The organism is Ornithinimicrobium sp. (assembly GCF_051004135.1).
In the GTDB taxonomy this organism is placed as follows: domain Bacteria; phylum Actinomycetota; class Actinomycetes; order Actinomycetales; family Dermatophilaceae; genus Ornithinicoccus.
Genome location: NZ_JBPCKQ010000244.1, coordinates 1 through 14,942, shown reverse-complemented (window position 1 = coordinate 14,942; position 14,942 = coordinate 1). Strand labels below are relative to the sequence as shown.

Annotated in this window: 14 protein-coding genes and 1 pseudogene; 3 read left to right on the top strand and 12 right to left on the bottom strand. The window is 69.1% G+C overall.

Translation table 11 applies throughout. The annotated features are described in order from the left end of the window. Nucleotides 1–218: 218 nt before the first annotated feature. Both ACR2FV_RS17490 and ACR2FV_RS17485 read right to left on the bottom strand, forming a co-directional pair. The gene (locus tag ACR2FV_RS17490; RefSeq protein WP_434016983.1) at nt 219–488 is read right to left on the bottom strand and encodes a hypothetical protein; all 270 of its coding nucleotides are present in this window, start codon (nt 486–488) and stop codon (nt 219–221) included. Nucleotides 489–657: 169 nt separating this feature from the next. Then, nucleotides 658–945 carry a hypothetical protein gene (locus ACR2FV_RS17485; RefSeq protein WP_434016982.1) on the bottom strand — a complete coding sequence of 96 codons (288 nt, stop codon included), beginning with the start codon at nt 943–945 and terminating at the stop codon, nt 658–660. 760 nt (nt 946–1,705) lie between these two features. Here ACR2FV_RS17485 and ACR2FV_RS17480 point away from each other — a divergent pair. Together ACR2FV_RS17480 and ACR2FV_RS17475 are read left to right on the top strand one after the other, a co-directional pair. Then, entirely contained in the window at nt 1,706–1,834 is a 129-nt protein-coding gene (locus ACR2FV_RS17480) for a hypothetical protein (RefSeq protein WP_434016981.1), read from the top strand. Between the two features lie 60 nt (nt 1,835–1,894). Beyond that, on the top strand, nt 1,895–2,218 hold the full coding sequence (locus ACR2FV_RS17475; RefSeq protein ID WP_434016980.1) for a hypothetical protein: 324 nt from the start codon (nt 1,895–1,897) through the stop codon (nt 2,216–2,218). 23 nt (nt 2,219–2,241) lie between these two features. Here the strand turns inward: ACR2FV_RS17475 and ACR2FV_RS17470 are convergent, their stop codons facing one another. The 3 genes from ACR2FV_RS17470 to ACR2FV_RS17460 all read right to left on the bottom strand — a co-directional run bounded on the left by ACR2FV_RS17470 (nt 2,242) and on the right by ACR2FV_RS17460 (nt 3,851). Beyond that, nucleotides 2,242–2,763 (bottom strand): ArsR/SmtB family transcription factor, encoded by a 522-nt coding sequence (locus ACR2FV_RS17470; protein ID WP_434016984.1) that lies wholly within the window; start codon nt 2,761–2,763, stop codon nt 2,242–2,244. Nucleotides 2,764–3,187: 424 nt separating this feature from the next. Beyond that, complete coding sequence (locus ACR2FV_RS17465; RefSeq protein ID WP_434016979.1) at nt 3,188–3,484, bottom strand: hypothetical protein; 297 nt, start codon at nt 3,482–3,484, stop codon at nt 3,188–3,190. Continuing rightward, entirely contained in the window at nt 3,477–3,851 is a 375-nt protein-coding gene (locus ACR2FV_RS17460) for a hypothetical protein (RefSeq protein WP_434016978.1), read from the bottom strand. Before ACR2FV_RS17460 ends, ACR2FV_RS17465 begins: the two co-directional genes overlap by 8 nt. Before the next feature lie 635 nt (nt 3,852–4,486). Here ACR2FV_RS17460 and ACR2FV_RS17455 point away from each other — a divergent pair. Continuing rightward, nucleotides 4,487–5,203, top strand: a complete 717-nt coding sequence (locus tag ACR2FV_RS17455) for a potassium channel family protein (RefSeq protein ID WP_434016977.1) — start codon at nt 4,487–4,489, stop codon at nt 5,201–5,203. Here the strand turns inward: ACR2FV_RS17455 and ACR2FV_RS17450 are convergent. The 7 genes and pseudogenes from ACR2FV_RS17450 to ACR2FV_RS17420 all read right to left on the bottom strand — a co-directional run bounded on the left by ACR2FV_RS17450 (nt 5,175) and on the right by ACR2FV_RS17420 (nt 14,793). Then, nucleotides 5,175–5,612, bottom strand: coding sequence for an HIT family protein (locus tag ACR2FV_RS17450; protein WP_434016976.1), 438 nt, complete (start codon nt 5,610–5,612; stop codon nt 5,175–5,177). The two genes, ACR2FV_RS17455 and ACR2FV_RS17450, sit on opposite strands and share 29 nt — an antisense overlap. Continuing rightward, entirely contained in the window at nt 5,609–7,045 is a 1,437-nt protein-coding gene (gene zwf / locus ACR2FV_RS17445; RefSeq protein WP_434016975.1) for a glucose-6-phosphate dehydrogenase, read from the bottom strand. The genes ACR2FV_RS17450 and zwf overlap by 4 nt, the downstream gene beginning before the upstream one ends. A gap of 42 nt (nt 7,046–7,087) precedes the next feature. Next, a pseudogene (locus tag ACR2FV_RS17440) lies at nt 7,088–9,196 on the bottom strand (S9 family peptidase). Between the two features lie 35 nt (nt 9,197–9,231). Further along, complete coding sequence (gene dnaE, locus ACR2FV_RS17435; RefSeq protein ID WP_434016974.1) at nt 9,232–12,804, bottom strand: DNA polymerase III subunit alpha; 3,573 nt, start codon at nt 12,802–12,804, stop codon at nt 9,232–9,234. 38 nt (nt 12,805–12,842) lie between these two features. Next, nucleotides 12,843–13,772, bottom strand: coding sequence for an RluA family pseudouridine synthase (locus ACR2FV_RS17430; RefSeq protein WP_434016973.1), 930 nt, complete (start codon nt 13,770–13,772; stop codon nt 12,843–12,845). Continuing rightward, nucleotides 13,769–14,359 carry a signal peptidase II gene (locus ACR2FV_RS17425; RefSeq protein ID WP_434016972.1) on the bottom strand — a complete coding sequence of 197 codons (591 nt, stop codon included), beginning with the start codon at nt 14,357–14,359 and terminating at the stop codon, nt 13,769–13,771. Before ACR2FV_RS17425 ends, ACR2FV_RS17430 begins: the two co-directional genes overlap by 4 nt. After that, a complete protein-coding gene (locus tag ACR2FV_RS17420) occupies nt 14,332–14,793 on the bottom strand; it encodes a TraR/DksA family transcriptional regulator (RefSeq protein ID WP_434016971.1) in 462 nt (153 codons plus the stop codon). Before ACR2FV_RS17420 ends, ACR2FV_RS17425 begins: the two co-directional genes overlap by 28 nt. Nucleotides 14,794–14,942: the final 149 nt, after the last annotated feature.

Genomic DNA, 14,942 nt, shown 5'->3' with positions numbered 1-14,942 from the left:
TCGCCTGGCCGGTGGGGCCGGGATGCCACCCCAGGCACGAGCCGACAGATCAACCTAAAGGCACGAAAGCCGGTCGTTCCAAGAGTCAGACCCGACCCGGGATGGCATGCAACTGATCATCGCAGTCGTTCTCCAGTGGGGTGTGGTTCGCATGTTGAGCTCCTTCGATGGGGGAGTCGGCGGCCACGACCGGCGCGCACCAGGTCCGGACAACAAAATCAGCGGGCGACCCCCGAGGGGGTTTTCGTGGACGCAGTGGTCGTCGGGGGCGCGGACAGGCGAATCCGGACCCAAGGGGAGCTGTGCCCCACGGCGGCGGCCAGTCGGCTCAGCGACCAGCCCTGAGCGCGGCGCTCGGTCAGCCAGGTGTGTATGTCGGCAGCCCCCACCCGGCGCGCCGCAGCAGCCTCGTGGGTCACGGCGCGGGAGCGCCTGGCCGCGGCGCTGTTGCTGCCCGCCGCCCGGGCCTCGATGCCGGCGGCCCGCACTTCTTGACGCAGCCGTGCCCGGCCAAGGCCCGTCTGATGAGCAAGGTCATCCAGGCTCGCTCCCTCGGAGTAAGCACAGCGCAGGAAATCGTGAAGGCTGGGTTGGCCCCGTTCGGCCAGCCGTCGGGCCAGCTCTTGCTCGCGTCGGGCGGCGACCGTCCTGCGACCCTCAGCGAGCGCGGCGGTAGCCCTCCGCCTGTCGCTTCGCGATGGTGGCCGACAGTGGGGTCGACGTCAACGGTTGGGTCGTGCACAGGCCCATCGCCAGTCGGTAGGTGTCGGCGGTGTGCCCGTGCGCGCGGACGTGGGCGCCCAGCGACACGTACCACCGGCCGCACAGGTGGCAGCACAGCCGCGACGTCCCCTCCTCCGCGACCAGCTCGCCATGGGGTGCGTGCAGACCCGTGCCGTCCGGCAGCGACCACAGGTGCAAGTGCGATCGCGAGATAGGCGTCATCGACCTGGACCCGCATGCGTTGTCACTGACCTGCCCCTTCGTCGGCTGCCTTATTGCAATACTATTGCAATAAGGCCCGACGTGTCACCACCCCAGATCGGGTGAGTCGATCGCTTGCGTATTGCGAACCGCCTTCTTTCGCCGTCCTCGTCGGTGTCGATCGTTGGGATCTCCTGCTGGGTGGGGAGCTCGGCGAGGTCCACCACGCTCAGCAAGTCGATGCCCTCCGGGGTGAGGGAGCCCGTTGTAGTGACTGACGGTGAAGTTGCCCAACGGGTGCGCCGGAAGCGCCCCGCTCTCGGCGATTCGCACTGCCGTCGCGGCTACGCGTTGGCCGTGGTGCCCGCTGCGGCGGTGCCGGTCGACCCCAACAGCGCACCCAGGACCAGCACGAGCGCGACCGCATACCTGCGCAGACCGGTGTCGCCCCCCCGTTTACTCTCCCGCGCCCAGCCGGTCGATCGCCTCGCGAGCCCTTGGCACGTGCAGCGGGCAGACGTATGGATTCGTCTGTAGCGCAGTCTCCAGGGGGGTCCGGGCCTCAGTGTCCATTCCCAGCTCGGCCTCGATGATGCCGCGGTGGTAGAGGAACGTCGCGTTGAGCCCCTCCAGCCGGTTGGCCTTGACGGCATACTCCAGGGCCCGCTCGTCGCGGCCGGCGCTGTGCAGGGCCCGCTCGTCGCGGCCGGCGCTGTGCAGGGCCCAAGGCCATCGCGTCGGCGGCGTCGACGTTCTGGCGCAGCTTCCACTCCTGCTTGGCGTGCCTCAACGCTTCGACCGGGTCGCCCCGCTCGGCCGCCACCAGGGCGGAGGTCAGGTCGTCCTGGACGCCGTTGGCCTCGAACAGCTGCTGCGCCGCGTCCAACACCGCGAACTGCTCATCGGCTGATCTCAGGATCGGATCGAGCGTCCGGGCCCGGGTCGGCCGCGGACCCGACCGGATGCGGTGTTGGCGAGCAAGGCGTACTCGACCGCCAAGATCCGTGCTCACCTGCGGCGACGGGGCATCGCGGCGACCATCCCGGTCCCCTCAAACCAGGTCGCGGGGCGCCTGGCCAAGGGCAGTCAGGGCGGACGACCACCGAGCCTGGACCCCGAGATGTACAAGCAACGCAACACCGTGGAACGTGCGATCAACAGGACCGCAACGCCCCGAACTGTGGCCACCCTTGTAGACAAACGCGAGTTCGTCTACAAGGGCACCATCGATGTCGCGACCATCAGAATCTGGCTCCGCGACCCCGTCCGTCATGCTTCACGGGACACGGCCTAGTGCTCGCGCCGGCTCAAAGATCATCACTGGTCTGCGGGATGCAGATGGTCCTCTTCCTGGCCGGCCTGGTGGACGTGGGGGTGAGCGTGCACCGTGTCGCCGTCCTCGTGCTCGTGCTCGTGCTCCACGTGCTCATGGTCATGGGTGGTGTGCGGATGCTCGTGCGTCTCGCCGTCGTGCTCATGGGCCAGCTCGTGTGACTGTGCGGTCTCGTGGGTGTGCTGCTCGGTCATGCTGCTCCTTCTGAGTTGATGTCCTGCTCCGGTCTCTGGATCCCAACTGTCTGCTTGGCCCAGGGCGCGATGATCCACGTGTCGCAGCGTCTCGTCCAGCAGGCTGCGCACGTGCGCGTCATACAGGCCGTAGACGGTGTGGCGGCCCTGCCGACGGCCAACCACCAGGCCCACGTCGCGCAGCACCCGCAACTGTTGCGAGATGGACGGCTGCGCCATGTCTGTCCGGGTGGTCAACTCACCGACCGAGCACGGCCCTTGACGAAGCAGGGTCAGGATCCGCACCCTGCTTGCGGTCGACAAGGCCGACATGACCCGCGCGACGCGTTTAGCGGTATCCACGCTGATCGGAGTGTCGGCGCCGACGCCATGATCAGGCACCACCCGCATATGCTCGCATATGCATGCCCGCATGACAACTCATCGTCGGCGCAAGTAGCGGCGGGCGACACCCCGTCGAAACCCCAGATCCGTCGGACCGCGTCGACACCTTCGGGTGTGACAAGCGCGACCAGCACGGGCAGCCGGTGACGGGTCAGCGCGGTGACATCCGGCAGGGAGCTGGCCATGTTGGAGGCCAGGTTCATTGCTTTGTGAGGCACGGAGACCAGCTCAAGCGCCCACGGTGCCGTCGCGATTCTCGAGGGGGTCCTGGGCGTAGACGAGTTGGTGTTGCTGGAACTGCCCGGACGCGTGCAGCCGCCAGCTGATCCGGTGGTAGGGGGAGTCGATCGATTCACCGATCCACCGGTCGCCGTGCTGGACGTCGCCGGGACGGGGACCGGCCCGGCGTCGCCCACCCGACCGCAGAGGCCGGGCCCCCGTCGAACAGGCTGTCGTCGTCCATCACGACGTGCACCTCCACCGGGAACCCCTGCCGGGCCGGGTCGATGCCCGTGATCCGGGTGACCAGCTCATCGGCCATCACCTGGTCCCGGGTCCGTACCCCTTCCCCGGGCACCACGGTCCCCGCAGCCAGCGCCGCGTCGGCGGAGTGTTTCAACGCGGCGAAGCACCCGACGGCCTCACCCATCGGCAGCAGGGCGGACAGGTAAGCCATCGCATCCGGCGCCGGACGGACACTGACCCGCCTTGTCCGACAGCTCCCCCAACCGGGGGCCCATCAGGGCGTCCACCAGACCCCGGTGCTCACCGGACAGGCACGCCGTGGCCCGCACCACCAACGTCGCTGCCCACGGGCTGATGGTCCCGGTCTGCAACGCGGACAGGGTGGCCGGCATCTCCCCCACCAGGGCCTTGGCCAACCCCAGGTGCCGCGAGCCCCGCCACGGCGACTCCCGGCGAGCCAACGCGACCTGCGCGCCGATGCTCACCGACCGCTTAGCGGCCGGCACCCCCACCGCAGCCCGGCCCGTCTCGACCGACTCCGCCAGCGCCACAGCTCACCCGCGCCTGCGTAGCCTCCGCAGCGCCCTTCACTGCTTCCAGGCGCCCGATCAGGTCCACCCGCGCCGCGTCGTCCACACCCTCGATCGCCCGACCCACCCAGTCAATGACCCCCTGCACCCCCTGCGCGTCCGCGCACGACCCCGGGACGGGAGCAACCGGAGCTGACGTGGCTGACCTCGCGAACTCCGCGCGCAGCTGCGCCAACATCTCATCCCGACTCCGGCCATCCCGCCTGCTCGGATCCCGCCTGATCAACTCCACACCAACAACGTAGACGCGACCACTCGAAATACCCGCTGACCAGCGCAAACGCGCGAATCCACCGCAGCTCAGCTCAGAGCGGGCGCTTCGTCGGCGGGGTCACCGTCGGTCCAGATCACGATCCTGGCATATGGCCACTGCACGCTCGTGATCGCCATACCTGCCTCCGTCCCTTGTCGACTGCACCGATCTGTTCGCGAGGAGCGGGTCGAGGTCCCGCTGATACCTCGGCCCCGTCTCCATCACACCGTCTGCCGGGACACGCAGGTCCAGGCCACTGCAGATCACGATCCTGCCCTGCCTCGCTGTGGCTCAGCCATGCCGCTGCTGTGACGGTGCTGGTCGTCGTTGAGATCATGGGCGGATGAGTCGTCTCGAAGCGTGGGAGTCACGCACCCGCACCACCCTGACCGTGCTGGCCCTGGTCTTCCTTGTGGCGTATGCCGCGCCCATCCTGTATCCAGGTCTCACCGATCCTTGGCGGCGCTGGTCCGAGGTCGTCCAGGACGCCATTTGGGTGATCTTCCTCATCGACTACGTCACGCGACTGGCCATCGCTGAGCGGAGGCTGGCCTTTGTCCGGCACAACCTGATCGACCTCGCCGCGGTGGCGCTTCCTGCGTTGCGGCCGTTGCGACTGCTGGCTGCTTTGGCCATGCTGCAGCAGCAGGCCGGCGAGCGGCTGCGGGGTCACGTGGCGACCTATGTGGCGATCGCCACGGGCACGGTGATCACGATCTCCGCCCTGGCAGTGCTGGACGCCGAGCGGAGCGACCCGGGGGCCAACATCACCAGCTGGCAGGACTCGTTCTGGTGGGCCGCGGTGACCGTCACCACGGTGGGCTACGGCGACCACTTCCCCGTCACCGGGGAGGGCCGACTGTTCGCCGTCGGGCTGATGCTGTGCGGCATCGCCCTGCTGGGGGTCGTCACGGCCTCGCTCGCCTCGTGGTTGCTGGAGAAGATCAGCGACATCGAGGAAGGGTCGCGCACCGCCACCAACACGGACATCGAGGCGCTGACTGTCGAGGTGCGCGCCCTGCGGGACGAGATCAGCGCGCTGCGCTCGGGCCGGCCATGAGCACCGCGCGCAGCCGATCGGCATACTCCCTCATCTCGCCGTCGTCGTAGCGATGCCGTGGCCAGAAGAAGCCGCGCAGACCGTCGCCCTTGGTGCGCGGCACGACGTGCACGTGCAGGTGCGGCACGGACTGGCTCACCGTGTTGTTGACCGCCACGAACGAGCCCTGCGCCCCCAACGCCGGGCGGACCGCGGCCGCCACCTGCTGCACTGCCTCGAACAGGCCCGGCAGCTGTCCGGCCGGTAGGTCGGTGAGGGTCTCGACGTGCTGACGGGTCACGACCAGCACGTGGCCCTTGAACACCGGCCGCGCGTCGAGAAACGCGACCTCCCCGCGACGCTCCAGCACGACTTCCCCGGCCGACTCGCCCGCGACCACGGCGCAGAACACGCAGGGTCGCTCGTTCACTTCTGCTTGGACTTGCCCTCTCGCCACTTGCGCTCGAAGGGCAACCGCCAGGTGAACGGCGCGATCAGCTGGTGCACCTGGTTGGGTCCCCAGGAGCCTTCCTCGTAGGGCCGCACGACGGGTGGGTCGGACAGCAGCTCGTCGGAGATCTCCCACAGCCGCTCGATGCCCTGGGCGCTGGTGAACAAGGTGCGGTCGCCTCGGGCCGCGTCGAAGATAAGCCGCTCGTAGGCCTCCAACACCGCCCCAGCCCAGTCGGTCTCCTGCATCGCGAACTGCATGGACAGCTTGTCCAGCTTCATGCCCGGACCGGGCTTCTTGCCGTAGAACGACAGCGACATCCGGGTGCGGTCGGCCAGGTCGAAGGTCAGGTGGTCCGGACCGCGATCCCCCACGCCGGAGCCGGACGGGAACATCGACTTGGGCGGCTCGCGGAAGGCGATGGAGATGATCCGGGCCCCGTCCCCCAGCTTCTTACCGGTGCGCAGGTAGAACGGGATACCGGCCCAGCGCCAGTTGTCGATGTAGCACTTCAGCGCCACGAAGGTCTCGGTGTCCGACTCGGGATCCACCCCGTCCTGCTCGCGGTATCCGGAGTACTGCCCGCGGACGACGTCATCCGGCTGGATCGGCAGCATCGAGCGGAAGACCTTGTTCTTCTCCTCGCTGATCGCCTCGGGCAGCAGCGCCGTCGGCGGCTCCATCGCGGTGAAGGCCAGGATCTGGAACAGGTGGGTGACCACCATGTCGCGGTAGGCGCCCGTCCCCTCGTAGAAGTCGGCCCGCTGCTCCAGCCCGAGCTTCTCGGGGACGTCGATCTGGATGTGGTCGATGTGGTTGCGATGCCAGATCGGCTCGAACAGACCGTTGGCAAAACGGAAGGCCAGGATGTTCTGGGCCGCCTCCTTGCCCAGGAAGTGGTCGATGCGGAAGATCTGCTCCTCGTCGAACACCAGGTGCAACCGGCGGTTGAGCTCCTTGGCAGAGGCCAGGTCCATCCCGAACGGCTTCTCCATGATGATCCGGCTGTGCTCTACCAGGTCGGCCTCGCCGAGCATCTCCACGACCTTCAGGGCCGCCTTGGGCGGCACCGACAGGTAGTGCAGCCGCCGGGCGCCCTCGCCCAGCTCCTCCTCCGCCCGGTGCACGGCGTCGCGCAGCGCGCTCGCGCCAGCATCACCGGGCACGTAGTCCACCCGCTTGAGGAACTCCTGTAGCACCTCGTCGTCCACCTCGCGGGTGTTGAACTCCAGGATCGCCTTCTTGGCGACGTCGCGGAACTCATCTCCCGACATGTCGTCCAGCGAGGTGGCGACCACCCTCAGGCCATCCAGCAGCGAAGCCTGCAACAGGTGAACCAGACCCGGCAGCAGCTTGCGCTTGGCCAGGTCACCCGTGGCACCGAACAGGACGATCGTAGTCGCAGCAACCATGGGCCTACCTTTCCAGGTCTACGCCCCCACGTAAACTGCTGGTCAGGACGCCCCGAGCTGGTCCAGCACGAACGCGATCTCGAAGGCGGCCTCGTGCCAAGCGTCGTAGCGCCCCGTCCGGCCCCCGTGCCCGGCGACCATCTCGGTCTTGAGCAGGATCGGCCGCTGCTGCGGGTCGCTGGTCACGGTCTCGCGCAGCCGGGCCACCCACTTGGCCGGCTCCACGTAGTAGACCCGGGTGTCGTTGAGTCCGGTCGTAGCCAGGATCGCCGGGTAGGGCAGCGCCTGGACGTTCTCGTAGGGCGTGTAGCCGCGCATCGCCCGGTAGACCTCCGGGTCGTGCAGCGGGTTGCCCCACTCCTCCCACTCGACCACGGTCAGCGGCAGGCTCGGATCGAGGATGGTGCTCAGCGCGTCGACGAACGGCACCCCGGCGTGCACCACCCGGAACCGCTGCGGTGCCAGGTTGAGCACCGCGCCCATCAGCAGACCGCCGGCCGAGCGGCCCTCGGCGCCCAGACGGTCCGGGGCCACCCAGCCGCCGTCGACCAGGTGTTAGGCGCAGGCCACGAAGGCGGTGAACGTGTTGGTCGTGTGCTGCATCCGGCCCTGCTCGTACCACGCCCGGCCCATCTCGCCGCCTCCACGCACGTGCGCGACGGCATACACCACACCCCGATCCAGATAGGACAGCCGGGACACCGAGAAGTGCGGGTCCATCGAGATCTCGTAGGCGCCGTAACCGTAGAGCAGGCCGGGGGCGGTGCCGTCGGGCGCCACGTCGGCCCGGGCGACCAGTGAGATCGGCACCCGGGTGCCGTCGGCGGCGCTCGCCCACAGCCGGTGCTGCTGGTAGCCGGCCGGGTCGTAGCCACCGAGCACAGGCTGCCGCTTGACCAGCGTGAGCTCGCCTGTGGCCAGGTCGACGTCGTAGACGGACCGGGGGGTGACCAGGGACTCCACGACGACCTGCAAGAAGGTGGTGACGTGCTCCGGGTTGGTCCCGACGTCGATGGTCCACAGCTCCTCCTGCACCGGCACCCGGTATGCAGTGTCCAGGTCGGCGCGGCCCTCGCCCGTGAGCGGCACGACCTGCACGTGCGTCAGCCCCTCGTCGCGCAGCGACACGGCCAGGTGCCCGGAGAAGGCGTCGACCCCGGTCAGCCGGACACCGTCCCGAGCGGGTATGACGGTGCTCCAGTCCTGCGTGGAGGTGGACTCGAGCGGGGCTCGGGCCAGCTCGAAGTCGGAATCGGTGCGGTTGTGCAGGATCCACAGCGAGTCGCCGGCGGCCTCGACGTCGTACTCGACCCCCTCTTCCCGGGGGGTCACCACCCGGAAGTCGCCCAGCGGCTGCGCGGCGTCCAGGATGCGCACCTCCGAGCTGTTCTTGCTGCCCAGCTCGATCAGCACGAACCGGTCGTCCCTCGAGGTGTCCAGACCCATCCAGTAGCGCTCGTCGTCCTCGGTGTAGACCAGCACGTCCGCGCTCACCGGGTCGCCCAGCCGGTGGCGCCACACCTGGTGAGGTCGCCAGGCGTCGTCGACCCGGGTGTAGAACAGGTGGCTGCCGTCCAGGGACCAGGCCACGCCGTAGCCGATGCCGGTCACCGCGTCGTCCACGACCTCACCGCTGGCCAGGTCCTTGACCCGCAGGTCGAAGCGCTCGTCGCCCGAGACGTCGACGGCGTAGGCGAGCCGGTCGGCGGCGGGGCTCAGGTCGCAGGCACCGAGGGAGAAGAACTCCTGGCCGGCCGCCTCGACGTTGCCGTCGAGCAGCACGTGCTCGCCTGCCGGGACGCTGGCCGGGTCCAGGACCGGGCGCTGCGGGCTCGAGCCGAGCGGCACCCTCGCGAAGACCGCATACTGCTGACCCTCCGTCGTACGCGAGTAGTACCACCAGTCGCCGCGGCGCACCGGGACCGACAGGTCGGTCTGCTGCGTGCGGTCGCGCATCTCGGTGAAGACCTGCTCCCGCAGAGCCTGCAGGTGCGCCGTGACCGTCTCGCTGTGCGCGTTCTCGGCCTCGAGGTGGGCAATCACCGCGGGGTCGGACTTGTCGCGCAGCCACTCATAGGGGTCGCTCACCTGGTCCCCGTGGTGCTCGCGGACGTGCTCGCGGTGGGCAGCGATCGGCGGGGTCTGGCTCATCGGCGTCACGCTACGGTATGCCGTTCGCCGGCCGGTCAGCTGGCCACGGCGGACGAGCCGAGCAGCGCCTTGAGGTCCCCGTAGAGCTCGGGCGAGGCCGTCACCCGCAGCGACTCGTCGAGTCGCAGCAGCACCGAGCGCCCGGGCTGGGTGAGCTTGACGTGCACCTCCGTGGCGCCCGGGTGCTCCTGCAACACCGCCTTGATGCTGCCGGCCAGCCCGTCTGTGGCCCGTCCCAGCGGCAACGTCACCACCAGGGGGCCGCGCGGGCCCTCGCGGATGTCGGGCAGGGTCAGCTCGCCGGCGATCAGCTCGATGCCCTCCTCGCTCTTCTTGAGCTTGCCCCGCACGATGGCCACGGTGTCCTGCGCCAGCATCGTCGACACGGTCAAGTAGGACGAGGGCCAGAAGACGACGTCGACCGAGCTGACCATGTCCTCGATCACCACCCGGGCGTAGGCATCGCCCTTCTTGGTGCGCTTGAGGGTGAGGCTGGTGATCAGCCCGGCCACGGTGACCTGGTCACCGTCCCGGATCGAGTCGGAGTCGGCCAGCTCTGCGATGCCGCCCTGGCAGTGCTGGGCCAGGATGTGCTCGATCCCGTTGAGTGGGTGGTCCGAGACGTAGAGGCCGAGCATCTCCCGCTCGAAGGAGAGCAGCACCTGCTTGTCCCACTCGATCTGGGGGATCGGCGGCAGCGACACGATCTGGATCGGAGCGCTGTCACCGTCGCCACCGAGGTCGCCCAGCGAGGAGAACAGCGAGTCCTGCCCGCGCTCCTCGTGCCGCTTCTCCTCGACCAGTGCATCGACATACCGCTCGTGGATGCTGACCAGGCCCTGTCGCCGGTGACCGAGGGAGTCAAAGGCGCCCGCCTTGACCAGGGACTCGATGGTGCGCTTGTTGCAGACCACGGCGGGGCACTTGCGCAGGAAGTCCTCGAAAGAGGTGAACGCCCCCTTGGCCTCGCGGGCGCTGCAGATGGCCTCGACGACGTTGCGCCCGACGTTGCGGATCGCGGCCAGCCCGAAGCGGATGTCGGCGCCGACCGCGGCGAAGTTGGACAGCGACTCGTTGACATCGGGCGGCAGCACCGAGATGTGCATCCGGCGGCACTCGTTGAGGTAGAGCCCGGTCTTGTCCTTGTCGTCGCGCACGCTGGTCAGCAGCGCGGCCATGTATTCGGCCGGAAAGTTGGCCTTGAGGTATGCCGTCCAGTAGGAGACCACCCCGTAGGCCGCGGTGTGAGCCTTGTTGAAGGCGTAGTCCGAGAAGGGCAGCAGCACGTCCCACAGGGTCTTGACCGAGGCGGCCGAGTATCCGCGATCGAGCATTCCCTGCTCGAAGCCGACGAACTCCGCCTCCAGGACCTCGCGCTTCTTCTTGCCCATCGCCCGGCGCAGCAGGTCAGCCTTGCCGAGGGTGTACCCGGCCAGCTTCTGGGCGATCTCCATGACCTGCTCCTGATAGATGATCAGGCCGTAGGTCATCCCCAGGATCGGCTCGAGCGCCTCGGCGAGCTCGGGGTGGATGTAGTCCAGCTCCTGCCTGCCGTTCTTGCGCAGTGCGAAGTTGGTGTGCGCATTGGCGCCCATCGGACCAGGACGGTAGAGCGCGAGGGCAGCGGAGATGTCCTCGAAGTTGTCCGGTTGCATGAGCCGCAGCAGCGCCCGCATGCCCCCGCCGTCGAGCTGGAAGACCCCGAGGGTGTCGCCGCGGGCCAGCAGGGCGTAGGTCGCCGGATCGGTCATCTCCTTGGAGAGCACGTCGAGGTCGATCTCGACCTCCCGGTTGAGCGCGATGTTGGCGATCGCGTCGTCCAGGACGGTCAGGTTGCGCAGACCGAGGAAGTCCATCTTGACCAGGCCCAGCCGCTCGCAGGTGGGGTAGTCGAACTGGGTGATGATCGCGCCGTCGGCGTCGCGCCGCATGATCGGCACGATATCGATCAGCGGCTCGGAGGACATGATCACCCCGGCGGCGTGCACCCCCCACTGACGCTTCAGGCCCTCCAGCCCGGTGGCGGTCTCGAACACCCTGGCCGCCTCCGGGTCCTGGGCCAGCAGGGCCCTGAAGTCGGCCGCCTCGCCATGCCGCTTGTCGGCCGGGTCGGTGATCCCGCCGAGGGTGATGTCCTTGCCCATCACCGATGGGGGCATCGCCTTGGTGAGCTGCTCACCCATCGAGAACGGGAACCCCATCACCCGCGCGGAGTCCTTGAGCGCGGCCTTGGCCTTCAGCGTGCCGTAGGTGACGATCATCGCCACCCGGTCTTCGCCGTACTTGTCGCTGACGTAGCGGATCACCTCGCCGCGCCGGCGGTCGTCGAAGTCGACGTCGAAGTCGGGCATCGACATCCGCTCGGGGTTGAGGAAGCGCTCGAAGATCAGCCCGTGCTGCACTGGGTCCAGGTCGGTGATGCTCATGGCGTAGGCGCACATCGACCCCGGACCCGACCCACGCCCCGGACCGACCCGGATGCCGTTGCCCTTGGCCCAGGTGATGAAGTCGGCGACGACCAGGAAGTAGCCGGCGTAGCCCTTGTCGATGATGACGGTGGCCTCGTAGTCGGCCTGCTTGCGCGCGTAGTCGGGGATGCCCTCGGGGTAGCGCCGGTGCAGGCCGGTCTCGACCTCCTTGACGAACCAGCTGGTCTCGTCCTCACCCTCGGGGCACGGGAAGCGGGGCATGTAGCGCCCCTCGCCCTCGGTGAAGGAGACGTTGCAGCGCTCGGCGACCAGCAGGGTGTTGTCGCAGGCTTGCGGCAGCTCGCGCCAGGTCTCGCGCATCTCCTGCGCGCTCTTGAGGTAGAAGCTGTCCCCGTCGAACTTGAACCGCCCTGGGTCCAGCATCGTCGACCCGGACTGCACGCACAGCAGCGCCGAGTGGGCCTGGGCGTCCTCCTGGCGGGTGTAGTGCAGGTCGTTGGTGGCCAGCAGCGGCAGCCCCAGGTCGTCGGCCAGCCGGAGCAGGTCGGCCCGCACCTTGCGCTCGATCGGTATGCCGTGGTCCATCAGCTCGCAGTAGTAGCTGTCCGGGCCGAAGATGTCGCGGAACTCCGCCGCTGCTGCGCGCGCCTGGTCGTACTGCCCCAGCCGCAGCCGGGTCTGCACCTCCCCGCTGGGGCAGCCGGTGGTCGCGATCAGCCCCTGACCGTAGGTCTGCAGCAGCTCGCGGTCCATCCGCGGCTTGAAGTAGTAGCCCTCCAGCGAGGCGAGCGAGGCCATCCGGAACAGGTTGTGCATGCCGTTGTTGTTGCGCGCCAGCAGCGTCATGTGCGTGTAGGCGCCGCTGCCGGACACGTCGTCGCGCCCACCGTCGCCCCACTTGACCCGCGTCTTGTCCGTGCGGTGGGTGCCTGGCGTGACGTAGGCCTCGAGCCCGATGATCGGCTTGACGTCATAGGCCTGGGCGGTCGACCAGAACTCGTGGGCGCCGAAGACGTAGCCGTGGTCGGTGGTGGCGATCGCCGGCATCTCCAGCTCGGCGGCCCGGGCGAACATGTCCTTGATGCGCGCCGCGCCGTCGAGCATGGAGTACTCGGTGTGGTTGTGCAGGTGGACGAAATCGCCGTCGGAACGGGGCCTGGAGCTGGAAGGTGCTGGCATCGGGATGATCCTAGGCGCCCGCACCGACAGGGCGTCGCTCACGCGCGCAGCAGATCCAGAGCCATCGCCAGATCGTCGGGATAGGGGCTCTCGAACTGCACCGGCTCCCCGCTGCCGGGGTGGGCGAAGCCCAGTCGGACCGCGTGCAACCACTGCCGCTCCAGGCGCAGTCGCCGGGCCAGCGAGGGGTCGGCGCCGTAGGTGAGGTCACCGCAGCAGGGATGGTGCAGCGCGGCGAAGTGCACCCGGATCTGATGGGTGCGGCCGGTCTCCAGGTGCACCTGCAGCAGGCTGGCCGAGCGGTGCGCCTCCAACAGCTCGTAGTGGGTGAGGCTGGGTCGACCGGTACGCATCACCGCGAAGCGGTAGTCGTGACCGGGATGCCGGCCGATCGGCGCGTCGATCGTGCCCTCGTGCGGGTCGGGCAGCCCCTGCACCAGGGCGTGATAGGCCTTGTCGACGACCCGGTCCCGGAAGGCCTGCTTGAGCGCCGTGTAGGCACGCTCGGACTTGGCCACCACCATCAGTCCGCTCGTGCCGACGTCGAGTCGCTGCACGATCCCCTGCCGTTCGGGGGCACCGGAGGTCGAGATGCGGTAGCCGGCGGCCGCCAGCCCGCCGACCACGGTGGGTCCGTGCCAGCCGACACTGGGGTGCGCTGCGACATACGCCGGCTTGTCCACCACGACCATCTCGGTGTCGTCGTGCACGATCCGCATGCCGGGCACGGGCTCGGCGACCACCTGCAGCTCCGGGGCCGGACGCGGATCGGGCAGCCAGACCTCGAGCAGCACACCGGCCACGAGCCGGTCAGACTTGCCGAGGGCCGTGCCGTCACCGTGCACGTGCCCGGCGCCGGCCAGCTCGGCAGCCCGACTGCGGGAGACCCCCAGCATCCGGGCGAGCCCGCTGTCCACACGCTCCCCCTCCAGCCCGTCGGGCACCTGCAGGGCGCGGTGCTGACTCACGCCGCCTCCTCGGTCTGCGCGGTGGCCTGCGCGCCGGCCAGGGGGGTGCCCCGCAGGGCGAGCAGTGCGATGAGCACGGCGGCGCTGGTGATGCCGATGTCGGCCACGTTGAACACCGGGAAGTTCGGCAGCTCGATGAAGTCCACGACGTGTCCGCGACCGGGACCCGGGTCGCGCAGCAGCCGGTCGGTCAGGTTGCCGCCGGCCCCGCCCAGCAGCAGCCCGAAGGCCCACCGCCACGCAGGGGTCTCGACGTCCCGCGACTGCCAGACCAGGACCACCACCACCACCGAGGCCAGCACGGTGAAGATCCAGGTGCTGCCGGTGCCCATCGAGAACGCTGCGCCGGGGTTGTAGAGCAAGCGGAACTGCAACAGGTCGCCCAGCACCGGCACCGGGGGCCGCCCGGTCAGCTCGGCCTCGGCCCACTCCTTGCTGGCCTGGTCCAGCAGTAACCAGACCGCCCCGATCGCCACGATCAACGCGGCGTTGCGGCGACGTTCGCGAGCGCTCGCCCGCGGTGAGTCGGCGCTGGGACCCCCGGCGGCATCGTCGGGGGTCAGCGGCGCTCCTGTCTCTGCTTGCACGGCATGCACAGCGTCGCACGCGGGAAGGCCTGCAACCGCATCTTGCCGATCGCGTTGCCGCACGACTCGCAGACGCCGTAGCCACCCTGATCGATGCGCTCAATCGCGTGGTGGGTCTGCTCCAGCAGGCCCCGGGCATTGTTGGCCAGGCTCAGCTCGTGCTCGCGCTCCCACGTCGCGGCCCCCGCATCGGCCTGGTCGTCACCCGAGCCCTCACCGCTGTCCCGCATCAGCACGACCAGGTCGTGCTCGGCCTCGGCGACCTCGCCGCGCAGCCGGTCCTGCTCCTGCTCCAACTCGGCCTGGACCGCGGCCAGCTCCTGCCGGGTCCACGGGTCCTCCTCCTGCAGGACCGGCAGCTCATCGGCTCGCACGCCAGAGACTCCTGCATCCTGCGCGGGCGCCGCCGGTGCCCCATCGATCTTGTTGCTCACGTCGACCCCTTCGTGCCCGGGCGCCGCAGGTTGCGGCGCGGGTGTGGCGGAAGGATAGGTGAGCTTCCTCCGGAGCACAACGGCGGGGTGCCGGCGAGGAGGGCTCGCTGGACCGGACGGGCCCGCTCCTGTTCCTCAGCTGAGCTGGG